At 68.3% G+C, this 22,755-nt stretch carries 16 protein-coding genes; 9 read left to right on the top strand and 7 right to left on the bottom strand.

Annotation, left to right across the window (positions count from 1 at the left end; translation table 11 throughout):
• Nucleotides 1-2 precede the first annotated feature (2 nt).
• The 3 genes from SOM18_RS08570 (at nt 3) to SOM18_RS08560 (ending at nt 4,362) form a co-directional block, all read left to right on the top strand.
• Entirely contained in the window at nt 3-428 is a 426-nt protein-coding gene (locus SOM18_RS08570; RefSeq protein WP_192098356.1) for a DUF2946 family protein, read from the top strand.
• 152 nt (nt 429-580) lie between these two features.
• Entirely contained in the window at nt 581-2,962 is a 2,382-nt protein-coding gene (locus SOM18_RS08565; RefSeq protein ID WP_031439955.1) for a TonB-dependent receptor family protein, read from the top strand.
• Nucleotides 2,962-4,362, top strand: coding sequence for a PepSY domain-containing protein (locus SOM18_RS08560; protein WP_320481553.1), 1,401 nt, complete (start codon nt 2,962-2,964; stop codon nt 4,360-4,362). The genes SOM18_RS08565 and SOM18_RS08560 overlap by 1 nt, the downstream gene beginning before the upstream one ends.
• Before the next feature lie 10 nt (nt 4,363-4,372).
• On the opposite strand, the gene SOM18_RS08555 is transcribed toward SOM18_RS08560, so the two are convergent.
• Together SOM18_RS08555 and SOM18_RS08550 are read right to left on the bottom strand one after the other, a co-directional pair.
• A complete protein-coding gene (locus SOM18_RS08555) occupies nt 4,373-4,849 on the bottom strand; it encodes a GAF domain-containing protein (protein WP_031438841.1) in 477 nt (158 codons plus the stop codon).
• A gap of 96 nt (nt 4,850-4,945) precedes the next feature.
• Complete coding sequence (locus tag SOM18_RS08550) at nt 4,946-5,788, bottom strand: type 1 glutamine amidotransferase (RefSeq protein ID WP_031438842.1); 843 nt, start codon at nt 5,786-5,788, stop codon at nt 4,946-4,948.
• Between the two features lie 196 nt (nt 5,789-5,984).
• Here SOM18_RS08550 and SOM18_RS08545 point away from each other — a divergent pair, with 196 nt between their 5' ends.
• Nucleotides 5,985-7,103: a Gfo/Idh/MocA family protein gene (locus tag SOM18_RS08545; protein WP_031438843.1), complete on the top strand. Its 1,119-nt coding sequence runs from the start codon at nt 5,985-5,987 to the stop codon at nt 7,101-7,103.
• Nucleotides 7,104-7,142: 39 nt separating this feature from the next.
• Here the strand turns inward: SOM18_RS08545 and SOM18_RS08540 are convergent, their stop codons facing one another.
• Nucleotides 7,143-8,618, bottom strand: a complete 1,476-nt coding sequence (locus tag SOM18_RS08540; protein WP_320481552.1) for a PAS domain S-box protein — start codon at nt 8,616-8,618, stop codon at nt 7,143-7,145.
• Nucleotides 8,619-8,788: 170 nt separating this feature from the next.
• Between SOM18_RS08540 and SOM18_RS08535 the strand changes: the two genes are divergently transcribed.
• Both SOM18_RS08535 and SOM18_RS08530 read left to right on the top strand, forming a co-directional pair.
• On the top strand, nt 8,789-9,058 hold the full coding sequence (locus tag SOM18_RS08535) for a GlsB/YeaQ/YmgE family stress response membrane protein (protein ID WP_031393553.1): 270 nt from the start codon (nt 8,789-8,791) through the stop codon (nt 9,056-9,058).
• 141 nt (nt 9,059-9,199) lie between these two features.
• Nucleotides 9,200-11,788 carry a PAS domain-containing protein gene (locus SOM18_RS08530; RefSeq protein ID WP_320481551.1) on the top strand — a complete coding sequence of 863 codons (2,589 nt, stop codon included), beginning with the start codon at nt 9,200-9,202 and terminating at the stop codon, nt 11,786-11,788.
• A gap of 45 nt (nt 11,789-11,833) precedes the next feature.
• Here the strand turns inward: SOM18_RS08530 and SOM18_RS08525 are convergent, their stop codons facing one another.
• Nucleotides 11,834-12,280 carry a PA2169 family four-helix-bundle protein gene (locus SOM18_RS08525; protein ID WP_235188219.1) on the bottom strand — a complete coding sequence of 149 codons (447 nt, stop codon included), beginning with the start codon at nt 12,278-12,280 and terminating at the stop codon, nt 11,834-11,836.
• A gap of 212 nt (nt 12,281-12,492) precedes the next feature.
• Between SOM18_RS08525 and SOM18_RS08520 the strand changes: the two genes are divergently transcribed.
• Complete coding sequence (locus SOM18_RS08520) at nt 12,493-13,203, top strand: 2OG-Fe(II) oxygenase (RefSeq protein WP_320481550.1); 711 nt, start codon at nt 12,493-12,495, stop codon at nt 13,201-13,203.
• Here the strand turns inward: SOM18_RS08520 and SOM18_RS08515 are convergent.
• The 3 genes from SOM18_RS08515 to SOM18_RS08505 all read right to left on the bottom strand — a co-directional run bounded on the left by SOM18_RS08515 (nt 13,197) and on the right by SOM18_RS08505 (nt 18,274).
• Nucleotides 13,197-13,886 (bottom strand): L,D-transpeptidase, encoded by a 690-nt coding sequence (locus SOM18_RS08515; protein ID WP_320481549.1) that lies wholly within the window; start codon nt 13,884-13,886, stop codon nt 13,197-13,199. The two genes, SOM18_RS08520 and SOM18_RS08515, sit on opposite strands and share 7 nt — an antisense overlap.
• 1 nt (nt 13,887) lies before the next feature.
• Nucleotides 13,888-16,566 carry a filamentous hemagglutinin N-terminal domain-containing protein gene (locus SOM18_RS08510; RefSeq protein ID WP_320481548.1) on the bottom strand — a complete coding sequence of 893 codons (2,679 nt, stop codon included), beginning with the start codon at nt 16,564-16,566 and terminating at the stop codon, nt 13,888-13,890.
• A 70-nt stretch (nt 16,567-16,636) separates the two neighbouring features.
• Nucleotides 16,637-18,274, bottom strand: a complete 1,638-nt coding sequence (locus SOM18_RS08505) for a ShlB/FhaC/HecB family hemolysin secretion/activation protein (RefSeq protein WP_320481547.1) — start codon at nt 18,272-18,274, stop codon at nt 16,637-16,639.
• A 544-nt stretch (nt 18,275-18,818) separates the two neighbouring features.
• Here SOM18_RS08505 and SOM18_RS08500 point away from each other — a divergent pair.
• Nucleotides 18,819-21,473, top strand: coding sequence for a glycoside hydrolase family 2 TIM barrel-domain containing protein (locus SOM18_RS08500; protein ID WP_320481546.1), 2,655 nt, complete (start codon nt 18,819-18,821; stop codon nt 21,471-21,473).
• Nucleotides 21,470-22,753, top strand: coding sequence for an MFS transporter (locus tag SOM18_RS08495; protein WP_320481545.1), 1,284 nt, complete (start codon nt 21,470-21,472; stop codon nt 22,751-22,753). Before SOM18_RS08500 ends, SOM18_RS08495 begins: the two co-directional genes overlap by 4 nt.
• Nucleotides 22,754-22,755 lie beyond the last annotated feature (2 nt).

Raw genomic sequence — 22,755 nt, 5'->3', positions numbered from 1 at the left:
GCGTGACACCGCTTCGCCGCCTGCTCCGCGATCATCCTGCGCTCGCCGCATGGCTGGTCGTGGTCGCGCTGGCGATGAAGATCCTCGTCCCCGGCGGGTTCATGCCGGTCGTGGCGAACGGCGTGCTCACGATCCAGTTATGTGCAGGGGCCGGTCCTTCCCCCCTCGCTACGGCGACGTCGCAGACGACGCACGCGGCGATGCCGGGGATGACGCATGACCCGGATAAGACTCAGCATGCGGGCCGCGACATGCCCTGCGCCTTTTCCGGCCTGACGACGGCGGGGCTGGCCGCGGCCGATCCGGTGCTGCTCGCGCTGGCGATCGCGTTCGTCGTCGCCACCGTCTTCCGCGTCGCGACGCCCGTCGTCGCCCGCGCACCCGAGTTTCTGCGTCCCCCCTTGCGAGGTCCCCCGGTCCGCGGCTGAGCGGTTGCCAGCGCGATGCCCTGAACGGGCCGCGCGGTGACCCCATGCGATGCCGACCCTGTCCGCCAAAGCGCGGGCCGGTGGCGGCTGCCCGCCACCCCTATACGGCCCGGTCCCGACGGGACCCGGCCGCGTCCGACCAGGAACTCTTCATGTCCCGATGCCATCTCATGGCGGCGATCTCCGCGATCGCCTGTGCCGCGCCGATCGCGGCTGCGCCTCTCCCTGCCGCCCAGAATGCCGATATCGCAGCCCGGCGCGCGGCGCTGCTGCGCGATCGTGCCGCGATCGATGCCGAACTGCGCCTGCTCGACGAACCGAGCAGCCCGACAGACGCGCCGCGTCGTACCGCCCCCGTGGCGATTGCCGGTGACGACATCATCGTCACCGGCAACGCATTGTCGCTGACGACGCGCGTGACCGGGCAGACCGTCACGACGATCGACGACGCCGCGTTCCGCAACACCCCCGCGACGACGATAGCCGACATCGTCAAGCTGTCGCCCGGCGTCGTCGTCATCCAGGGCAACGGCCCGCGCGACGTCGGCGTGTCGATCCGCGGCTCGAACGCGCGCAACAGCTTCGGCGCGCGCAACATCCAGGTGTTCGAGGATGACTTCCCCGTCACCCAGCCCGACGGGCTGGCCCGGTTCGACCTGACCGATCCGCATGCTTACGGCGCGGTCGACGTGGTGCGCGGGCCATCCTCCGCACGCTATGGCAATTACGCGATCGGTGGCGCGGTCAATTTCCGCACCCGGCGCGGCCGTGACATCGACGGTGCCGAGATCGGCATCGACACGGGCAGCGACGGCTATGCCAATGTCTATGCGACGATCGGCGATGCCGGCGCGGATTTCGACTATGCGCTGTTCGGCAGCTTCGTCCGCGCGAACGGGTCGACCGGGCATACGGGGTATGAGACCGGCACGATCAACGCGCTGGCGACCTATGCGATCTCGGACCGCGACCGGCTGACCGCGAAGATCATCTACAATGAGGGCGAATTCGCGCTCTCGACGCGGCTCTCGCTCGACCAGTATCACGCCAATCCCTATCAGCGCGGCTGCGCGACACGGGTCGGCGCGGCGCCCGGTTGCGGGACGATCTCGGTGCTCGCCAACGGCGTCAACGGCGCGCGGATCGCGCAGACCGCGGCCGAGGCCGACCTTGCGCGCAACGATCGCCGGACGATCATCGGCACCCGCTACGAGCATGACCTGAGCACGACCGCGACGTGGCGGGCGCAGGCGACGTTCGACAGCCGCGTCGTCAACCAGCCGACCAGCGCGACGCCGTTCAAGGGCACGCTAGACAGCTACAACATCACCAGCGACGTCACGCATCGCGGCACGCTGTTCGGAATGGCGGCGACCAGCTTTGTCGGCGTGTTCTACAATTACCTCGATAACCAGAGCTACAGCTTCAACAAGACGCCCGCGGGCCGCGACGGCATCGGCGCGCCGACCCAGACGGTGTTCGGCGACGTCCGCAACATGGGCGCACGCGCCCGCGAGGAGCTGAGCCTGACGTCGCGGCTCCAGTTCATCGCGGGCATCGGCACGGAGCGATCGATCATCGGCGTGACGCAGACCGGCTATGCCTATCCGCTCGGCGCGAACCCGGTGCTGAGCGTGATCCCCGCCGAGCGCCATTTCTGGAACGTCGCACCCGAGGCTTCGCTCGTCTGGCAGGCGATCGACGCGGTCCGCCTGCATGCGCGCGTCGGCACCGGCTATGGCATCCCGCAGGCCGGCGCGCTGTTCGTGACCGCGGCAGGGGTGCCGGGCAACAACGTGACGCTGAAGACCCAGCGCAACACCGGGATCGACCTCGGCGCCGAAGTCGCGCTCGGGACCAATCTGAAGGCGGAGGTGACGGGCTATTACGAATGGTTCCGCAACGAACAGGTCAGCCAGTCGGCGGGCGTCAACCTGCTCGCCTATACCACCAACGCGCCGCGCTCGGTCCACCGCGGCGTCGAGCTCGGGCTCAGCTGGACGCCGCTGCCAGCCGTCCTGCCGGGCGCGCGGATCGATGCGAGCTACAGCTACAACGACCACCACTATACGGCGTTCGTCGAGCGGCTGACATCGGGCGCGGTGTCGGCGACGTTCGACCGCGCGGGCAACCGCATCCCCGGCGTCATCCCGACCTTCGTCAATGTCCGCCTCGGCTATGACCAGCCGGGTGGCGCGGTGGCGGGGCTGGGCGGGTTCGTCGAGCTGACCTACCGCGACCGCTATGCGATCGACAATGGCAATCTGCTGAGTGTGGCGGGCTATACGCTCGCCAATCTCAACCTCCATTATGATCCACCAAGGGGGGAGGGGGTGTGGTCGCGGCTGCGGCTGTTCGCTTCGGTGCAGAACCTGTTCGACACGACCTATGTCGGCTCGGCCTCGGTAATTGCGAACAGCCTGAACGCGGCGACCGGGCAGCAGAATCCGGAAGCGGTGCTGCGGACGGCGACCGGGTCGATCTATGCCGGTGTCCCGCGCACCGTCTATGCCGGCGTGAAGGCGCGGTTCTGATGCGTGCGTCCGCTCCCGCCGCCGCCCCGGCCTCTCCAGGCGGACCCGGCCCCGGTCGTGGCTGGCCGGGCTATCCGACGATCTGGCGCTGGCATTTCTATGCCGGGCTGTTCTGCCTTCCGTTCGTGCTGTGGCTGTCGGTCACCGGCTCGATCTACCTGTTCCGCCCGCAGATCGAGACGCTGATCGATCGCCCCTATACGCATCTCCCGCTGGACGGCGCGCGCGCCTCGGCGGCGCGACAGGCCGATGCGGCGGTGCGCGCGGTGCCGGGATCGGTGCTCCACCGCTATCAGTTGCCCGAGCGGCCCGACGAGGCGGTGCAGGTGATCGTCGGCGCAGGCACCACCGAGACGCGCGTCTATGTCCATCCGAACACATTGGCGGTCCTCCACACCGTCGACGAGGACAGCCGGCTGATGCGGATCATCTTCCGGCTCCACGGCGAATTGCTGATCGGCACGCCCGGCTCCTATCTGGTCGAGCTCGCCGCCTCCTGGGCGATCGTCATGATCCTGTCGGGGCTGGTCCTGTGGTGGCCGCGCGGCAGCGGGCTGGCGGGGGTGGTCTATCCGCGGCTGCGTGCGGGCGGGCGGCGGTTCTGGCGCGACCTGCACGGCGTCACCGGGCTCTGGGTATCGGTCTTCGCGCTCGCATTGCTCATATCGGGCCTGCCCTGGGCCGCAAGCTGGGGGAGTTACCTGAAGGCGATCCGGACGGTCGCCGAGGGGCGGGTGGTCAGGCAGGACTGGTCGGCGGGGAATGCCGCGGAGCTGCGCGCGCGCGGTGCCGCCGATGCCGGCACGCGCGCGATGGTGGGCGCGCATGCCGAACATGGCGGGATGACGATGGCGCATCCCGCGGTCTCGGACGTGCCGCTCGACCGGCTGATCGCGACGCTGCGCCCGCTCGCGCTCGCGCCGCCGGTCCTGATCGCGCCGCCGGCGGGCATGGGCCAGCCCTGGACCGCCAAGTCCGATGCCGCGAACCGGCCGCTGCGCACCGACCTGACGCTCGACGGCGCCACGGGTGCGATCCTGACGCGCAAGGATTTCGCGCAGCGCCGGCTGATCGACCGGATCGTCGGTTACGGCGTCGCCGCGCATGAGGGACAGCTGTTCGGCTGGGCGAACCAGCTGCTCGGGCTGCTGACCGCGATCGGGCTGGCGCTGGTGTCGGTCAGCAGCGTGGTGCTGTGGTGGCGGCGTCGGCCCGCCGACACGCTCGGCGCACCGCCCGCGCGGCCGCGACCGCGCGTTGCGGCGGGGTTCGTGGTGCTGCTGATCCTGCTGGGTCTCGCACTGCCGCTGTTCGGCGTGTCGATGCTGCTGGTGCTGGTCGTCGAGCGGCTGGTGCTGCGCGACTGGACGGCGGCGCGACGCTGGCTCGGTCTTCGGTGATCCGGCCCGCTCAGCCCGCGGCCACGTTCCGCGACAGCACCGCGCCGACTTCCGCCGCGAACCCCGCCAGCGCCGCGGCGGTCTCGCGTCCGCTCAGCTGGCGCGGGCGCGGATCGATCGCGCACAGCGTGCCGTAGAACGATCCGTCGGCGAGCGTGATCGGGAAGGAGACATAGCTCTTGAAGCCATAGAGCGACGGCGCGGGATGCGTCAGCCAGCGATCGTTCGTCGACACGTCGTCGATGACGACGGCCTTGCCCGACTGGCGGATGTCGTCGCAGATCGTCGTCGAGATCCGCAGCTCGTCCCCCGGCGACATGCCGAAATCGATCTGGTCGAGGACCTGGCAGGCGATCCAGCGCGTGTCGGTGACGCGCGCGACCGCGACGAACCCCATGCCCGTCAGCGCCGCGACCTTTTCGAGGATCGCCCGCACGTCGCCATTGTCGCTTTCGAGCATGACGCTCTCGGCCAGTTGATCGTACATCCGCCCCATTCCCCGTTCGGCGCACGATCCCCCCGGAGATCGCGCTGCTTACGCTACGGCAGATGTGGGCGCGGCGTGAGAATGCAAGGGCAGGGGTCAGTCGCCCCGCTCGACCAGATGCGTCAGGAAATTGGTGAGTTCGAGCCGGCGACCCGCCTCCTGCGCGAAATCGTCGCCGACGCCGAGCAGCCAGAGCAGCGACCGGCGGTCGGGTTCGTCGTGCAGCGCGTCGAGTTGCGCCGCGCGCTGTTCGACATCGGCCTCGCGCTCGGCGAGCCCCGCCTCGATCAGGCTTCCGGCCTGGCGGCGGAGCGCGATCGCGATTTCGCGCGGGGCCAGTTCGGGGTGATATTGCACGCCCCAGAAAATCCCGCCGTCATGCCGGATCTCGGCCGCCTGGATCGCGGTGACTGCGTTGCTCGCGAGCAATGTCGCATCGTCCGGCAGCCGCTCGACCTCGTCGCCGTGGATCGCGGGTGCGTCCCAGCTCTCCGTGCGGCCGGCGAGCAGCGGGTGATCGCGCCCCGCCTGCGTCCGTGTGATCCGGCGCGCGATCCCGGCCTCCATCGTCTGCGGCATCTTGCGGACGGTGCCCCCTGCTGCGGCAACCGCAAGCTGCAGCCCCGCGCAGGAACCGAAAGACGGTGTCCCCGACGCAAACACCGCGCGCATGAAGGCGAGCTGGCGCTGCACCTCGGGCGAGTCGTCATAGACGTGGAGCGGCGAGCCGGTGACGAACACCGCGTCGAAATCGCCGATCTCGCCCGTCGTAAGCACGCGCGCGTCGTCGTCCGCGGGTGCGACGATCGTGATCTGCGCATCGGGCCGGAGCTGTTCGAGCGTCGCCGCATAGGTCTCGCCCGAGCTCTTTCCCGCATGCTCGCGGCGGGCGTCGCGCTGTTCGGGTGTTTCGCTTTCGGCCACTAGAAACTTCAGCACTATCAGTCCTCTGACCGCAAATGGCCGACAGGATAACGCGCGCGCTGGCGGTTAGCCCAAGACCGTCGGCAGATAATCCGCGCGCGTCCGTAACGACCTCGCTCGCCAGCTTCGTTGCGCAGGGTGCAGTGCAACAAAACCCCGTCGCGCGGAGTTGCCAGCCTCATTCCATCCTTCCTGAACCACGGAGACTGTCATGTTCGGACTTACCAAGAAGGTGCGCTACGCCGTCGTCGGCGGCGGGCAGATTTCGCAGCAGGCGTTCATGCCGGGGATCGCGCGGACCAATAATTCGGAAATGACCGCGCTGGTCACCGGTGACCCGGTCAAGGCGGACAAGCTGGCCAAGCTCTACAAGCTCAAGGCCTATTCCTACGCGCAATATGGCGAGCTGCTGGCTTCGGGCGAAATCGATGCGGTCTATATCGCGACGCCCAATTTCCTGCACATGCAATATGCCGTCCCCGCGCTCGAGGCGGGCATCCATGTTTTGCTCGAAAAGCCGATGGCGTCGAGCGTCGCGGAGGCCGAGCAGATCATCGCCGCCGAGAAGAAGGGCGGCGCCAAGCTGATGATCGCCTACCGGCTGCATCACGAACCCGGCACGGTCGAGATGATCACGCGCGCGCGGGCGGGCGAGTTCGGCGACCTCCGCGCCTTCTCGTCGACCTTCATGCAGAATGTCCGCGAGGAGAATTCGCGCGGGCATAACGGCTATTGGGGCGGGCCCGTCCCCGACATGGGCACCTATCCGCTGAACGCGGTACGCAACCTGTTCGGGCAGGAGCCGATCGCCGTGCATGCTGTCGGGACGAAGACGCCGGGTCGCGGCTTCAACTTCCACGACACCGTCGCGGTGACGCTGAAATTCGCCGACGATCGCATCGCGCAGTTCACCGTCAGCTATGCGACCGCCTCGTCCGAGGGGTTCGAACTGGTCGGCACCAAGGCGAGCATCCATGCCGCGCCCGCCTTCATGTTCGGCCCGACGACCGGCATCACCTATGTCGAGCGCACCGCGGACGGCAAGGAGAAGACGCACGCCTTCGATCCGGTCGAGCAGTTCGGCAACGAGACGCAGTATTTCTCCGACTGCATCCTCAACGACCGTCATCCCGAAGCCGACGGGCAGGAGGGCCTGTTCGACATGCGCGTGCTGGCAGCGGTCGAGCGGTCGCTCGAAACGGGCGAGACCGTGACGCTCGAGCCCGCGACCCGCACGCGGCATGTGACCGCGGATCAGGCGCTCAAGCTCAAGCCCGCCAAGGAGCCGAGCGAGGACGCGATGATCAGCATCATCCCGCAGTCCGCCTGACCACCGGCCGCGCCGCCCCTCGGGGCGGCGCGCGCTTTCTCAGGCGCCGACCCCGCGTTCATGCGCCCAGACCACTGCGGCGCTGCGCCGGTTGACGCCGATCTTGGCATAGAGCCGCGCGACATGGTTGCGCACGGTGTTGCGTGACAGTTCGAGCCGCTCGGCGATCGCGGCATCGTCGAGATCCTGGCAGATCAGCTCGAGCACCTCGCGCTCGCGCTTGCTGAGATCGAGCAGCGGCGCGTCCGAGGCGGCGCCGGGGCGCGGGTTCCGCAGCGTCGCCAGCTTGTCCATGATCGACCGGCCGAGCCAGTTGGCGTCCTTCATCACCGCCTCGATCGCCTCGACCAGCTCGAGCTCGCCGCGCCGCCGCGCGGTAATATCCTGATAGAGCCAGAGCACGCAGGCATCGCCGTCGATCCGCATGTTTTCGGCGGAGGCGAGACAGTCGAGCGCCTCGCCATTCTTGTGGAGCAGGCGGACATCCTGTCCGCGGAACCCGCCCTGCGCGCGGATCTCGGTTTCCAGCTGTTCGCGCTGGCCCGCATCATTCCACAATTGCAGGTCGTCGGCGACCCGGCCGATCACCGTGCGATCGTCATAGCCGGTCAGCGTCTTGAACGCCGCGTTCACCTGCAGGATGCGATTGTCGTCGGTCTGGGTCACGACCATCGCCACCGGCGCCATCTCGAACACCGCGGCGAAATGCCGCTCGCTCGCCTTCAGCGCATGTTCCGCGCGCCGCCGCGGTTCGAGGTCGGCGAAGGTGAACAACAGGCAGTCGCGGTTGCCGACCTCGATCGGCTGCCCCGCCAGGATGACCAGCGTCGTGTCGCCGCCGGCGAGCGGCAGCTCGGCCTCGAGCTGTGGCACGACCTCGCCGCGCGCGACGCACGCCTTGACGAACGCCTTGCGCTCGACATCGGCGAGAAAGTCGAAATCGAACAGCGTCTTGCCGATGATCGCGTCGCGGTCATAGCCCGACAGGTCGACAAACCCCTGATTGACCAGGACGAAACGCTGGTCGGCGATGCGGATGATCAGCGCGGGGGCGGGGTTGGCATGGAACATCGCCTCGAACCGGTCCTCCGCGTCGAACCGCTCGGACACGTCGCTGATCACCAGCGCGAGGCAGTCGGGCTCGCCGCCATCCTCGTCCATGACGATGTCACGGACCTGATGGACCCAGCATGGTTCGTCCGCATCGCGCGGCGTGACTTCGACGATCAGGTCGGGGAAGCTCTCGCCCGCGAGCAGCCGGAGCAGCGGATATTCGCGCCGCGGCACCTTACGCCCGTCGCGGTAGCGCAGGGCGAACCGCGCGGCATAATCGTCCGCCGTCGCACCCAGCTCGCCGACGCCGCGGACGCCGTGCATCTTGAGCGCGGCGGGGTTGGCGCTCAGGATCACGCCGGTCGGGTCGATCAGGATCACCCCTTCGAGCAATCCGGCCATGAGCTGTTCGAGATGATGCAGGGTGGGCGCATGCAGCGGCTTGCCGGGGGTACTGGTCATGCCTCCTTAGCGCTGGAGCGCACGACCGGTTCCGTCACGGCCAACCCCGACCTACCAACCGGACTAGTGCCCCTATACCAATGTCACAAAGCACTATGCGCGGCCGAACTGAACGTTAGCAGCACCCGGTCCGTTGAGCAGCCTGTACCAGTATCAACAGGAGCCTCATCATGAACCTCATCATCCTTCTCGTCGTCGGCGGACTCATCGGCTGGGTCGCCAGCATGATCATGAGGACCGACGCACAGCAGGGCGTTTTCCTCAACATCGTCGTCGGCATTGTCGGCGCGTTGCTCGCAGGCTTCCTGATCACGCCGCTCATTGGTGGCGCCTCGATCATGGACGGCGCGCTCAACATCCAGTCGATCCTGATCTCGCTGGTCGGTGCGGTGATCCTGCTCGCGATCGTCAACATGGTGCGCCGCGGTTCGGTGCGCTGATGAGGGGAGGGGCGGCCGCATCACGCGGCCGCCCTTCGTCGCATATTGATCTCGATTATTCGTCACGCCAGCCCGGCGTTGCGGTGTCTTTGCGCGTAGCCTAGATATCAGCGACTTAGTGCAAAGGGCGAGTAGACGGTCTTGAACGATACACCCGACCGCGCCGACCCCGGCGCTCGTCCGTTGACGGCCGACGCCGAGCGAATCGCCGCCGAGCTGATCGGGCAGGACCTCGGCACCGACCCGTTCGTCGCCGCGGTGCGGGCGACGCGGATGCCGATGATCATCACCGATCCGCGCCTGCCCGACAATCCGATCGTGTTCACGAACGACGCGTTCTGCCGGCTCACCGGCTATCCGCGCGAGGACATACTCGGGCGCAACTGCCGGTTCCTCCAGGGGCCGGAAACCGATCCCGCGACGATCGACCGGATCCGCGACGCGGTTCGCCGGGTCGAATCCATCGAGATCGAGATCCAGAACCACCGCAGGGACGGTGAGACGTTCTGGAACCGGCTGCTGATGGCGCCGGTCTTCGACACGCACGGCGTGCTCGCCTATTTCTTCGCCAGCCAGGTCGACGTGACGCTCGAGCGTGAGCGGCTGAAGGGACTCGAGAGCAGCAACGCCTCGCTGATGGCGGAACTGACCGACCGGTTGCGACAGCAGCAGGAGCATGAGCGCGAGCTCGCCTTCACGCTCAAGGCGGCGCGGTTCGGGACCTGGAGCCTCGAGATCGCGACGAAGCGGCTGACCGCATCGGATACCTGCAAGGAGATCTTCGGCCGGCCTACGGACGCGCCGTTTTCCTATGACGACCGGCTGGCCGCGATCCATCCCGACGATCGCGCGCTGAGCGTCGCCGAGGTCCAACGCTGCGTCGAGGAGGGGACGGATTACGAGGTCGTCTACCGCATCTACCGCCAGGACGGCGAACTGCGGTGGATCGGATCGCGCGGACAGCCCTTTTATTCCGCCACCGGCGAGGCGTTGCGGATCGCGGGCGTGTCGACCGACATCACCGACCAGCGCCGCGGCGAGATGATGCGCGCGGCGCTGGTCGAGCTGGGCGACATGTTCCGCGACACCGACTGTCCCGACGACATTTCCTACCAGGCCGTCCAGATCATCGGCCGGACGATCGACCTCAGCCGGACCGGCTATGGCGAGATCGATCCGGACGCCGAGACCGTGACGGTGCACAGCGACTGGACCGCGCCAGGGGTCGACCAGCTTTCGGGCACGTTCAGGCTTCGCGACTTCGGCACCTATATCGACGACCTCAAGCGCGGCGAGGAGGTCTGCGTGACCGATGCGCGCGCCGACCCTCGGACCTACGCGACGAGCGCCGCGCTCGAGGCGGTGCAGGCCCGCGCGATCATCAACATGCCGATCACCGAAAACGGCCGGATCGTGGCGATGCTGTATCTCGCCAGCGGCTGGGCGCGGCACTGGCGCGCGGACGAGGTCGCGTTCGCGCGCGAGGTTGCGGATCGGACCCGCATCGCTACCGAGCGCCGCCGCACCGAACAGGCGCTCGCCGCGCTCGCGGCCTCGCTCGAGCAGCAGGTCATCGCGCGGACGAGCGAGCTGCAGACCGCCGAGGACGCGCTGCGCCAGTCGCAGAAGATGGAGGCGGTGGGCCAGCTGACCGGTGGTGTCGCGCACGACTTCAACAACCTGCTCACCGTGATCCGGTCCGCAACCGACCTGCTCAAGCGCCCCGACCTCCCGCCCGAACGGCGCGAGCGCTATATCGACGCGATCTCGGACACCGCCGATCGCGCGGCAAAGCTGACCGGACAGTTGCTCGCCTTCGCACGGCGGCAGGCGCTCCAGCCCGAGGTGATCGATGTCGGCCAGAGTCTCGGCAGCATCGCCGACATGCTCGGCACGCTGACCGGATCGCGGATTACGATCGCGATCGACGTGCCCGACACGCCCTGCTTCACCAATGTCGACCCGAGCCAGCTCGACACCGCCCTGGTCAACATGGCGGTCAATGCGCGCGACGCGATGGACGGCGCCGGGCGGATCGACATCGCGCTGCGGACCGCCACGATGATCCCGGCGGTGCGCTCGCATCCGGCGGTCGAGGGGCAGTTCGTCGCGATCTCGATGCGCGACACCGGGTCGGGCATCCCGCCCGAAAAGCTCGAGCGGATCTTCGAGCCGTTCTTCACGACCAAGGGGGTCGGGCAGGGCACCGGCCTTGGGCTCAGCCAGGTGTTCGGCTTTGCCAAACAGTCCGATGGCGACATCATCGTCGAGAGCGAAGTCGGCTGCGGCACGGTCTTCACGCTCTATCTGCCGCGCGCGGAGGAGCGCACCGCGAACCTGCCGGGGGCGGTCCCGGAGGGGCTGGCGGACGGCCATGGCAACTGCGTGCTGGTGGTCGAGGACAACAAGGACGTGGGCACGTTCACCACCCAGTCGCTTGCCGAGCTCGGTTATGTGACGGTCTGGGCGGCGGATGCGCAGGAGGCGCTGGCGGTGCTGGGCGAGGACGCGGCGCGCTTCGACATCGTGTTTTCGGACGTCGTGATGCCGGGCATGAACGGCATCGATCTGGCCAAGGCGATCCGGGCGTCGCATCCCGGGCTGCCGGTGGTGCTGACGTCGGGTTACAGCAACGTGCTGGCGCAGGATGGTACCGACGGGTTCGAGCTGCTGCACAAACCCTATTCGGTCGAGGACCTGTCGCGGATCCTGCGCAAGGCGGCAGGATAGCGCGGAGGAAAAAGGGCGACCGGCGAAACCGGTCGCCCCTTCGGATCAGGTGAGGCTGTGCTTGAGCGCGCTCATCTTGTCATGGCCTTCGCGGACCGAGGCATAGCCCTTGGTGACCACGTCGAGCGATGCGGGCGACAGCTGGCCGTCCTTCATCGCGTCCTCATACTTGGCCTTGATGTGGTCCTCGCCACGCTCGACCTCGAGGATGATCGCCTTGTCGTCCTTGCCGGTCAGCGCCTGCTTCAGGTCCATGAAGGTGCGATGCGCTGCGGCGAGCATGCTTGAATCCATCTCGGGCTCGCTGCCGAGTGCGCGGACCTGTGCCTGCAGGTTCGTCGCGACCTGGGCGCGATCGCGCGCGAAATCGGCGAACATCGTCGCATACTGCGTGCTCTCCGCGTCCTTGGCCGCGTCCTCATAGCCCTTCATGCTGTCGAGGGTCGTCTTGATCAGGCCGTTCAGGACGGACACGTCGGTCTCGTTGCTCATCATTCGTCTCCTTTGGGAATGGCGGCTCAACGATCGTCACGCGATTAAGTCGCACCCGGATTTTGCCTTCCCCGCGGACAAGTATCGAGCATTGCGGCCGAATTCGGCGGTGAAACGGCTTTTGCGCCTGTACGGCTTGATCTATGTGATGGTCTGGCCACGGGGCCGGACCGCCGGTCCGCCACCGACGCGCCCGACAGTCTGGAGTGCCCATGGTCGCCGTTCCGTCCGCCACATCGCCACTTTCCGCCACCGACCGACGCGACGGCCCGGTCGAAGCGCTCGCGCGCGCGGAGTCCGCGGCACAGGTCCGCGAGCAGATCCTGTGCTATCCCGGCGCCGTTCGCATTCCGGCACCCGGGATCGAGCTGTACATCGTCCGCGATTTCCTACCGCTCGACGTGTGCGCGACGCTGATCGCACTGATCGATGCGGATCGCGTGCCGTCGCCGGTCGTCGCCGACGATCCGCGTCCCGCCTACCGGACCAGCGAGACCTGTTACCTCTATGCGGGCCCCGACGCGGTCACCGCGGTCGAGACCCGGCTCGACGCGCTGACCGGGCTGAAACCGCGCTACGGCGAGGCGTTGCAGGGCCAGCGCTATGCGGTCGGGCAGGAGTTCAAGCCGCATCACGACTTCTTCGATACCGGCCAGCTCTACTGGCAGGATCAGGTCGCGGTCGGCGGACAGCGGACCTGGTCGGCGATGACGTTCCTGAACGAACCGGAGGCGGGAGGCCGGACCAATTTTCCGACAGCGGACGTGATCATCGCGCCCAAGGCAGGCAACCTCGTCATCTGGAACAACATGGACGACTATGGCGCGCCGAATCCGGGGTCGGTGCACCAGGGCATGCCGGTCGAACAGGGGGTCAAGTACGTGCTGACCAAATGGTATCGCGAGCGCTCCTGGGGTCAGTGAGGCACGGCGTCCGGCGCTGAGGCCGTCATTGCAAACACGCTGCGCAGCGGTCGGGTCTCGGGCAGGATATAGACGATCCCGACCGTGCCCGTGAACAACGGCTTGATCACCCCGTCGTAGAAGCGCGCAGGCACGTTGACGCAGCCATAGGAGATCCGGTTGTCCTGCGGCGTCGCCGAGGCCAGCCGTCCGGCGCGGTCGTCGACCCGGCGGCCGGCGATGACGCGGTGGAGCGACAGCGCAGCGGCATAGTCGATCCACAGGATATCCTGCTCGAAATCGGCGCCGATCGACGCCTGGAACCGGCCGGCGGGCGTGGTCCGCTCGGCGGGCGTGATCGTCGCGAGCTTGCGCTGGCCTATCCCCGGCACGCTGTCGTCGCCGCGGGCGAGACCGAGCAGCGCGGGCGCCGTGCCGCGGAGCACCCCCACGCCATCGAACGCGAAGACCACCGCGTTCACCTTGTCGATCACGACGAACGGCAGGGCCTGGTTGTCGCGCGACCGCATCACCCAGTCGACCGTGTCGCGGGCATCGCGGGAAGCAGCGGCAGCCCCGAACCGCGCGGTCGCCGATGTGCCGGCCGCGACCGGCTGGGCGCCGGCGGCGGACGCGCCCCCAGCCGCCAGGGCGACCGCGACCAGCACCGCGCGCCGCGCTGTTCGCGACCCGAAGCCTGCCATATCAGTGGCGCGCCTGCTTGCGCGGATAGACCGGGACCACGGGGGTGCGCGGCACGGGCTGCGTCAGTTCCCCCAGCGACGACTGGGTCGGCGGCGTCACGGGGACCGGCGTCACGGGGGCCGGGGGGATCGGGAACGGTCCCGGACCCTCCGGCGGCACGCTCACGCCGCCGTCGACCACCGTCCCGACCGGCACGTTCGGCCGCCGGACCTGGGCTGGTGGCACCTCGAGGAACGGCCGCGTCGCGGTCGGCAGGACGGTGACGATCACCGGCGTCGGTGTCGGTGTCGGCGTCAGTATCGGCGTTGGCGAAGGCGAGGGTGCTGGCGACGGCGCGGGCGCGGGTGCGGGTGCGGGTGCGGGTGCGGGTGCGGGTGCGGGTGCGGGTGCTGGTGCCGGCGCCGGTGCTGGTGCTGGTGCTGGTGCTGGTGCTGGTGCTGGAGCTGGAGCGGGAGCAGGAGCCGGCGCAGGCGCAGGCGCAGGCGCTGGAGCTGGAGCTGGAGCTGGAGCCGGGGAAGGAGCAGGTGCGGGTGCCGGTGCCGGTGCCGGTGCTGGCGAAGGTGCGGGAGCGGGTGCAGGAGCAGGTGCAGGTGCGGGAGCAGGGGCAGGAGCTGGTGCTGGTGCAGGAGCAGGAGCAGGAGCCGGTGCAGGAGCAGGCGCCGGAGCAGGCGCCGGAGCAGCAGTGATCGTCCCCGTAGTCCGGAAGCCCGCCGTGCAGCACGATCCCGCAAGCGCATATTGGTCCGCATTCGCGCCGGTCAGCGTATAGCCGCTATAGCTGACGCCGATGCCCGCCCCGGCGTCCGCGCTGTCGAACGTCGCCGTCGCGTCCGTCCCCGCGACCAGGGTGACGCCACTCGGCAGCCCCGACGTGTCTGATGCGTTGAACCCACTCAGCACCGCCGCATTGGTGCCGTCCGCGACCTTCTGCGCGGACGGGAAGACCAGCATCCGCTGCGAAATCGCCGCACCCTCGGTCAGCACGAACTCGTTCGAGAAGTCGGTCGGCGTCGTATACGAAACCGGGTTGTAGGTGATCGACACCGGCGCCGCGGTCACCGTCGTCGGCGGCGACAGCGCGGAGAACACGATCGTGCCGCCGTTGACGCCCGGCCCGGTGCCGTCCGCGCCTGCGATCAGCGTCAGCCCGACCGGCAGGCCCAGGCTCTGCGCCGGGATCGTCGTGCCGCGCGTCAGCGTGACGGCAGCGTCGATCATCACGTCATGCCCCGCGCACAGCGCGATGTTGCCGTCGGTCGTCGTGATCGCATGATAGACGTTCACGTTGCGCCCGGCGTTGAGCAGGATACTGCCATTGACCGTCGTCAGGTCGGCGTTGACGTTCACGTCGCGGCCGCAGCAGGCGACGATGTTGCCGTTGGTCGCGCTGATCGGCGCGTTGATGACGACGTCGCGAAACGCGTTCAACGTCAGCGTCGTCGGCACGCCCGAAGCGGTCCACGCGACCGCGTCGTTGACGAAGATGTCGCCATTGCCCGTCGTCGTGTCGCCCGCCGCGGGCAGCGTGCTGATCGTGATGCTGGTCGTCACGAGCTGCGCCGACAGCGTCGAGCCCGAGATGTTGCCGCCTGCACCAATCACATAATCCTGCGGATCGATCAGCCAGCTGCCGGTCGTGCCCGACCGCGCCAGCGTCGAGACTCTGGAACCGTCGGCGATGTTGACGGTCGCCGCCGACGTCTCGACGAAGCCGCCATTGCCGCCGACCGGTGCGCTCGCGTCGAGCGTGCCGCTGAGATTGGTGGTGCCGGTCTGCATGTCGCCGAGCAGCAGGATCGTGCCGCTGCGGTTCTGCAGCGTCCGCGCCTCGATGATGCCGCTATTGTTGACCGCGGTGTGGAGCAGCTCGCCCGCACCCTGCGCGGTCATCACGACCTTGCCGCCATCCGCGCGGATCAGCCCGCCGTTGCGGACCAGCGCGCCCACCGCGCCCTTGTCGACCGCGACGTTGAGCAGCCCGTCGCCCGCGACGTCGAGCGTGATCGCCTCACCCGCCGCCAGCACGACCGTGCCGAAATTGGCGCGGATCACGCCGCTGTTGCCGACCTGCGCGCCGAGCAGCGCGACATAGCCGCCCTTGGCGGTGATCGTGCCGTCATTCTGGACGCCCGCGGTGCTGGTCCCGGCAAAGCGCGACTGGCCGGCCATAAAATCCGCATCGCTGATGTTCAGCGTCGATGCGACCAGTCCGCCGACGTTCACGCTCGCGGTCTTGCCGAACACGATGCCATTGCCGTTGACCAGGAAGACCTTGCCGTTGGACGACAGGTTGCCAAGGATCGATGACGGGTCCGACCCGACGACGCGGTTGAGCGCGACCGAGCTCGTGCCCGGCTGGTCGAAGGTCACGCTGGCGCCCTTGCCGATCGAGAAGGACTGCCAGTTCAGCACCGCGCGGTCGCTGGTCTGGGTGACCGTCATCGCCGGCCCGCGCGTCGCGATGCTCGCCTGGCCCGCGGCCACCTCGCCCCCGGTCGGCAGCGTCTGCGCCGTGGCGGGGCGCGCGGCGACCGTGCCGGCAAGGCTGATGCCGATCAGCCACGCGAACCGCGCGAGCCCGGTCGTGCCGAACAGCCCGCCGCGGCGCTGACGCGTCGGTGCGGTGGAGGGAGCGGCGGCGGCGGGGCGATGGCGGATCGATGCGGGGATCGGGGTCATGGGCGGTATCCTCGGGTGGCGGCGGATGGCCGCGAAATGTCGGTGCTGGTCGCTGGCGCGCGCGCGGGCGTCAGAAGCTCTTGGCGATCTGGAACCAGGCGCGGCCGGACCGGTCGGGGGCGGCGGTCGCCTCGGCGTTGCCCAGCTTGCGCGCATAGGTCGCGCGCAGCACGATGTCGTATGGCGTGGTCCAGGTCGCGCCGGCGCCATAGGCGCTGCGCACCGCATGGTTCGACCCATCGAAATAGCGCCGCTTCACATAATCGACCTCGCCGACATCGACGAAGGCGAACAGCTGCAGCGCGCCCGGGATGACCCGCGGCAGCGCGAGCCGCGCCTCGGCGGTCGCGACATAGCCCTGGTCGCCATAGGCCTCGCCCTCGGGATAGGCGCGCACCGCATAGGCGCCGCCCAGCTCCATCTTCTCGGAGATGTCGAGATTGTTGAACGCGACCTGCCCGCGGACCGAGCCGAACACCGAGACGGGCCCGCTGATCGTCTGCAGCCGCGCCAGGCTGAACTGCATCTTGCCGTAGCGACCATCGGTGCGCGCGGTCAGCGCGTCGACCGACCGCTCATAGGCGCCGCGAATATCGAGCGTGCCGACCGAGACGCTCAGCGAATAGGCGTTCCAGCCGCCGCCGAGCAGCGTGTCGTGCGAGTCGCCGCTGAGGCCGCCCGTGACGACCTGCGCACGGCGATAGGTGACCGTGTCGACGATCCCGAACCGGTCGTCGAACCATTTCGCATCGCCCGCCACCGTCACGTACAGGTTGCTGCCGCGCGACCGGATCAGCGGGTAGCTGGCATAGACGCTGGCGATCTCGGCATTGCCGCTGCCGTCGAGGCTGTCGAATTCCTTGCCGAGCTCATAGTCGAGATGGGCATAGGCGACGCCGAGTGTGACCTTGCCGATCGGCGCCTGATAGGAGGCGCGGCCATAAGCGAGCCCCGAGAAGGACGTCAGCGCGCGCAAGCCGAGCACGTCGCCCGAGCCGGTCGGGTTGTTCCAGTTGACCGACCCGCCGACGCGGTAGGCGCCGGTATAGCGATTGCCCGCATTGTCGGCCTCGACGCTGCCCGTGATGCTGCGGCCCGGGGTGATGTCGACCAGCAGGTCCGACGTGCCGACCGCGGTGCCGGGGCTCAGCGTCGAGCGCACGCGCACGCCGGGCAGGTCGGACAGCATCAGCAGCCGGCGTTCGATCGGCGCGACCGCGACCGGATCACCGACTTCGAGCCCGTCGAGCATGCCGTTCGCGACGCTGTCGGCCAGGCGGGATTCGTTGCGCAGCCCGATCGCGCCGAGGCGGCCCTCGACGACCGCGATCGTCACCGTCCCGCTCTGCACGTCCTGCGCGGGCAGATAGGCCTGCGCGACGAAATAGCCGCGGCTGGTATAATAGTCGGTGATCCGCGCCGCGAGCGTCTTCAGACCTGCGAGATCGAGCGTCGCACCAGGCGCGAACCCCGTCGCGGCGACCAGCGTCGCTTCGGGGAACAGCATGGCGCCGGTGACGCGGATCGCATCCACGCGGGCCGAGGGTCCGCCCGCGGCCGGGATCGCGACCGGCGTCTTGCGCGTCAGGCCGAGCTCGGGATCGGGCGTATCGGTCAGCGGCAGGGGCGGGATCTGCTGCAGCTGGCCACCGGCGCCGACCGGCACCTGTGCCTGCGCGGCCCCGCCGCCTGCCACGAGCGCAGCCATACTCACCGCCGCACACGCGGCTGCCCGAAGGATCGACGTCATTGGATATACCTCGAAAGTCACCGCGGATGGACGCTACGAACCTCCCATCCGCAGCAGCGGGAGTCGTAGTAGCAAGGCGTCGGAAGAGCCGCTGAATGCGGCAATGTCGGTGGCGAAGGTCTTGATGAGAAGAAGGTCGATCGTTGTATAAAACGAACGGCCGCGGTGGCTTAGTCCTTCGAATACAACTAAAATATACCCCGATTCCGTTACCTTTCTCTTAACGTTGATCTCTGTTCTTGATTTGAATCAAAAAAGAGGTCCGCGCGCGGGCTGATGTTGGGCGCCCGACCTGCCTTACCGGACGGCCGCAAACCCGATCACATGCCAAGCCGCGACAGCCTTATTGTCCTGACACGCAGAGGGCCGGGCGCGTTGGAGAGGTGGCACCGTGCAACCCGACCTTCCAAAAACCGTCCAAAATCCAAGCCAAACTTAAAAATTAACTGGTCAGGCCAATTGTCAGGAATTAAGCTGCCAAAAAAAGATCAGGGAGAGGGTTATGCAGACCAGATATGTCGCGGCGGCCGTCATCGCCGTCATGGCCGCGCCCGCTGCCGCACAGAGCGAGCGATCGGTCGTCCCCTTGGCTCAGGGCTGGGAGTTCCAGCGCGGCGACGTCGATCCGGCGCAGGCGGCACAGGCCGCCGGATCCTGGGAGCGGGTCAGCGTACCGCACACCTGGAACCGCGTCGGCTATTACATGCCCGACCCCCAGACCCATCTGAACAATGCCGAGTCGGTCGACAAATATCAGGGCGTCGGCTGGTACCGCATGACCTTCACCCCGCCTGCCATGGACGCGGGACAGCACGCTTGGCTCCAGTTCGACGCGGCGAGCCGCACTGCCGAGGTCTGGCTCAACGGCCAGCGGATCGGCGGGCACAAGGGCGGGTTTTCACGCTTCCGGCTCGATGCCACGCGCGCGCTCCGCGCCGGGCAGGCGAACACGCTGCTGGTCAAGGTCGACAATACGCAGCCGGCGCAGGGCTCCTCGACCGCCGACATCCTGCCGCTCGCGGGCGATTTCTTCGTGCATGGCGGACTCTATCGTCCGGTCAGCTTGATCGTCACGAACGCGGTCCATGTCGACATGCTCGATGCCGGCGGCAGCGGGATCTTCGCGACGACCAGCTCGATCGACGCGACGATGGCGAAGGTCGCCGTGCGCGTGAGGATCCGGAACGACGGCACCAAGGCTCAGGCGGTCAACGCGGTGGTCAGGCTGATCGACGCGGGCGGCAAGACGGTCGCGACCGGAACCCGCCGCATCCCCCTGCGTGCCGACGCCGCGTCCGAGAGCGTCCAGTCGCTGTCGATCGCGACGCCGCATCTGTGGAACGGGGTCGCCGATCCGTATCTGCACCGGCTGGTGGTCGAGATCGCGACGCCGTCCGGCGCGGTGCTCGACCGGGTTGAGCAGGCATTCGGCATCCGCGAGATGCGCGCCGACCCGGCCCGCGGCTTCATGCTCAACGGCAAGCCGCTGCGGCTCCAGGGCGTCGGCTATCACCAGGATCGCGAGGGCAAGGGCTGGGCGACCGCGCCTGCGGATATCGAGCAGGATTTCGCGATCATGCGCGAAATGGGCGTGAACAGCATCCGGCTCACCCATTACCAGCACGGCCAGGCGATCCACGACCTCGCCGACCGGTACGGCATGGTGCTGTGGGACGAGATCCCGCTGGTGTCGCGCTGGACCTGGGGGGACGATGCGGTCGCGACTGCCGGGCTGCGCGACGATGCGCGCCAACAGTTGCGCGAGCTGATCCGGCAGAACGGCAACCATGCGTCGGTGTTCAACTGGGGGATCGCGAACGAGGTCGATTTCGGCAAGTCGCTGCCGGCGTTCATCACCACCAGCAAGGATACGCCCGCGCCCGATCCGCTGCCGCTGCTGCGCGAACTGAACGCGCTGGCGAAGAGCGAGGATCCGTCCCGCGCGACCGCGCTGGCGACCTGTTGCGAAGGCCGGCTGCTCGGCTCCGCGGACGTTCCGATCACCGCGGAGGCCGCCGATCTCGGCGGGGCCAACCGCTATTTCGGCTGGTATTACGGACAGCCCGGCGATCTCGGCAAGCATCTCGACTCGCTCCGCGTGCTGCGCCCGAACCAGCCCGTGTCGGTGACCGAATATGGCGCGGGCGGCGCGACGACGATCCACACCGACAATCCGCTCGGCGGCAAGGTCGACCAGCGCGGTCGCAACCAGCCCGAGGAATATGAGAGCTACATCCACGAAACCGCCTGGGCGACGCTGTCCGCCAAACCCTATCTGTGGGGGACATGGCTGTGGAATTCGTTCGACTTCGCGACGACCGTCCGGCGCGAGGGCGATGCGATCGACATCAACACCAAGGGGCTGGTCACCTACGACCGGAAGATCCGCAAGGACGCCTATTATTTCTACAAGGCGAACTGGACCGCGACGCCGACCGTGCACGTCGCCGGGCGGCGCTATGTCGACCGCGCCTATCCGGTCGCCGACGTCCGCGTGTACAGCAACGCGCCGCGCACCGACCTGCTCGTCAACGACCGCGTCGTCGGCACGCTGAGCGCCTGTCCGCAGATGATCTGCGCCTGGTCGAACGTCGCGCTGGCGGCGGGGGCGAACCGCGTCGTCGCGCGCGGCGTCTTCCCGACCGGGGCGGTCGACGACGGGATCGAATGGCGGGTGGCGCCGGAGGCTGCGCGGTCGGTCCGGATCGACAGCGGCGCGCTGGTCGCACCGGAGATCGCGGGCAAGCGTTATGGCTCGGACGCGTTCTTCGCCGGCGGCAGTTTCGGCGATATCAACGCCTATTCGGGCTATGGGCCGCGCCCCGAGAAGAAAATCGTCGCGGGGACGCCCGAAGGCGCGGTCGCCGAAACCTACCGCGAAGGCCGGTTCAGCTACCGCGTGCCGCTCGCCAACGGGCGCTACACGGTCGAGCTGAGCTTCGTCGAACCCGCGCTCGCGGCCGGCGCCCGACAGTTCGACGTCGTCGCCAACGGCAAGCGCGCGATCGCCGCGCTGGACATCGCCGCGGTCGCGGGCGCGCCGCTCACGCGCGTCACGCGGCGGATCGTCGTGGGCGTCACCGACGGCATGCTCGACCTGAAATTCGTGCCGATCAAGGGCGATGCGATCGTGTCCGGTATCGAGATCACGCGATGAGCGCGCCGGGCAACCCGCGGCGCGGCTGGCGCAGCGTGCCGCTGCGCTGGCGGCTGATCGCGCTGGTGACGCTGGGGACGATCCTCAACTATCTCGCGCGCTCGACCCTGTCGGTGGCCGCACCGCAGCTCAAGACCGAATTCGGCATGTCGACCGAGGATTACAGCTGGGTCGTGCTGGCGTTCCAGGCCAGCTACACGGTGATGCAGACCGTCGCCGGCAGCGTGCTCGACCTGCTCGGCACACGGCTCGGCTTCTTCCTGTTCGCGGTCGGCTGGGCGCTCGCCAACATGGCGCATGCGCTGGCGACCGGCTGGCCGAGCCTCGCGCTGTTCCGCGCGCTGCTCGGCGCGAGCGAGGCGGCGGCGATCCCCGCGGGCGCCAAGACGGTGTCCGAATGGTTCCCCCCGCGTGAGCGGTCGCTGGCGACCAGCGTGTTCCAGATGGGCACCAGCGTCGGCAACATGATCGCGCCGCCGCTCGTCGCCTTCTGCATCCTCGCCTGGAACTGGCAGGCGGCATTCATCGTGACTGGGGGGCTCAGCCTCGTCTGGGCGTTCCTGTGGTATTGGGGCTATCGCAGCCCCGCCGACCATCCCGCGCTGAGCGAGGACGAGCGCGCCGCAATCATCGAGACCCGCGGCGAGGACGTCACCGCCAAGCCCGCGACGCGCGGCGACCTGTTGCGCAGCCGCAGCTTCTGGGGGATCGCGGTCCCCAAATTCCTGGCCGAACCGGCGTGGCAGACGTTCAACTTCTTCATCCCGCTCTATCTGGTGTCGGTGTGGAAGCTCGATCTGAAGAGTATCGCCTTATGGGCGTGGATGCCGTTCCTCGCCGCCGATTTCGGCAGTCTGGCCGCAGGCGTGTTGCCGAGCTGGCTGATGAAGCGCGGCGTGCCGCTGGTCGCGTCGCGCAAGATCACGATGACGATCGGCGCGCTGTGCATGATCGGGCCGGCTTGCATCGGTCTTGCGCAATCGCCCGGCGTCGCGATCATCCTGTTCTGCATCGGCGGCTTCGCGCACCAGATGCTGAGCGGCGCGCTGGTGACGCTGTGTTCCGACATGTTCGACAGCCGGACGGTCGGCACCGCGACCGGGATGGCGGGGACGTCGGCCTGGGTCGGCGGGATGCTGTTCACGCTGCTGATCGGGCAGAGCGCGGATGCGTGGGGATATGACCCGCTGTTCGCGGCGTTGGCGGCGCTCGATCTGCTCGCGGCGGTCGTCTTGTGGAGTTTGCTGCGCGCTACGCCGCGCACGGGGTTGAGGGTTTAAGA

This window comes from Sphingomonas sp. CFBP9019 (genome assembly GCF_034045155.1).
Lineage (GTDB): Bacteria > Pseudomonadota > Alphaproteobacteria > Sphingomonadales > Sphingomonadaceae > Sphingomonas > Sphingomonas aerolata.
The sequence above is the reverse complement of the archived record's forward strand: the minus strand, read 5'-3'. Positions and strand labels throughout refer to the sequence as shown.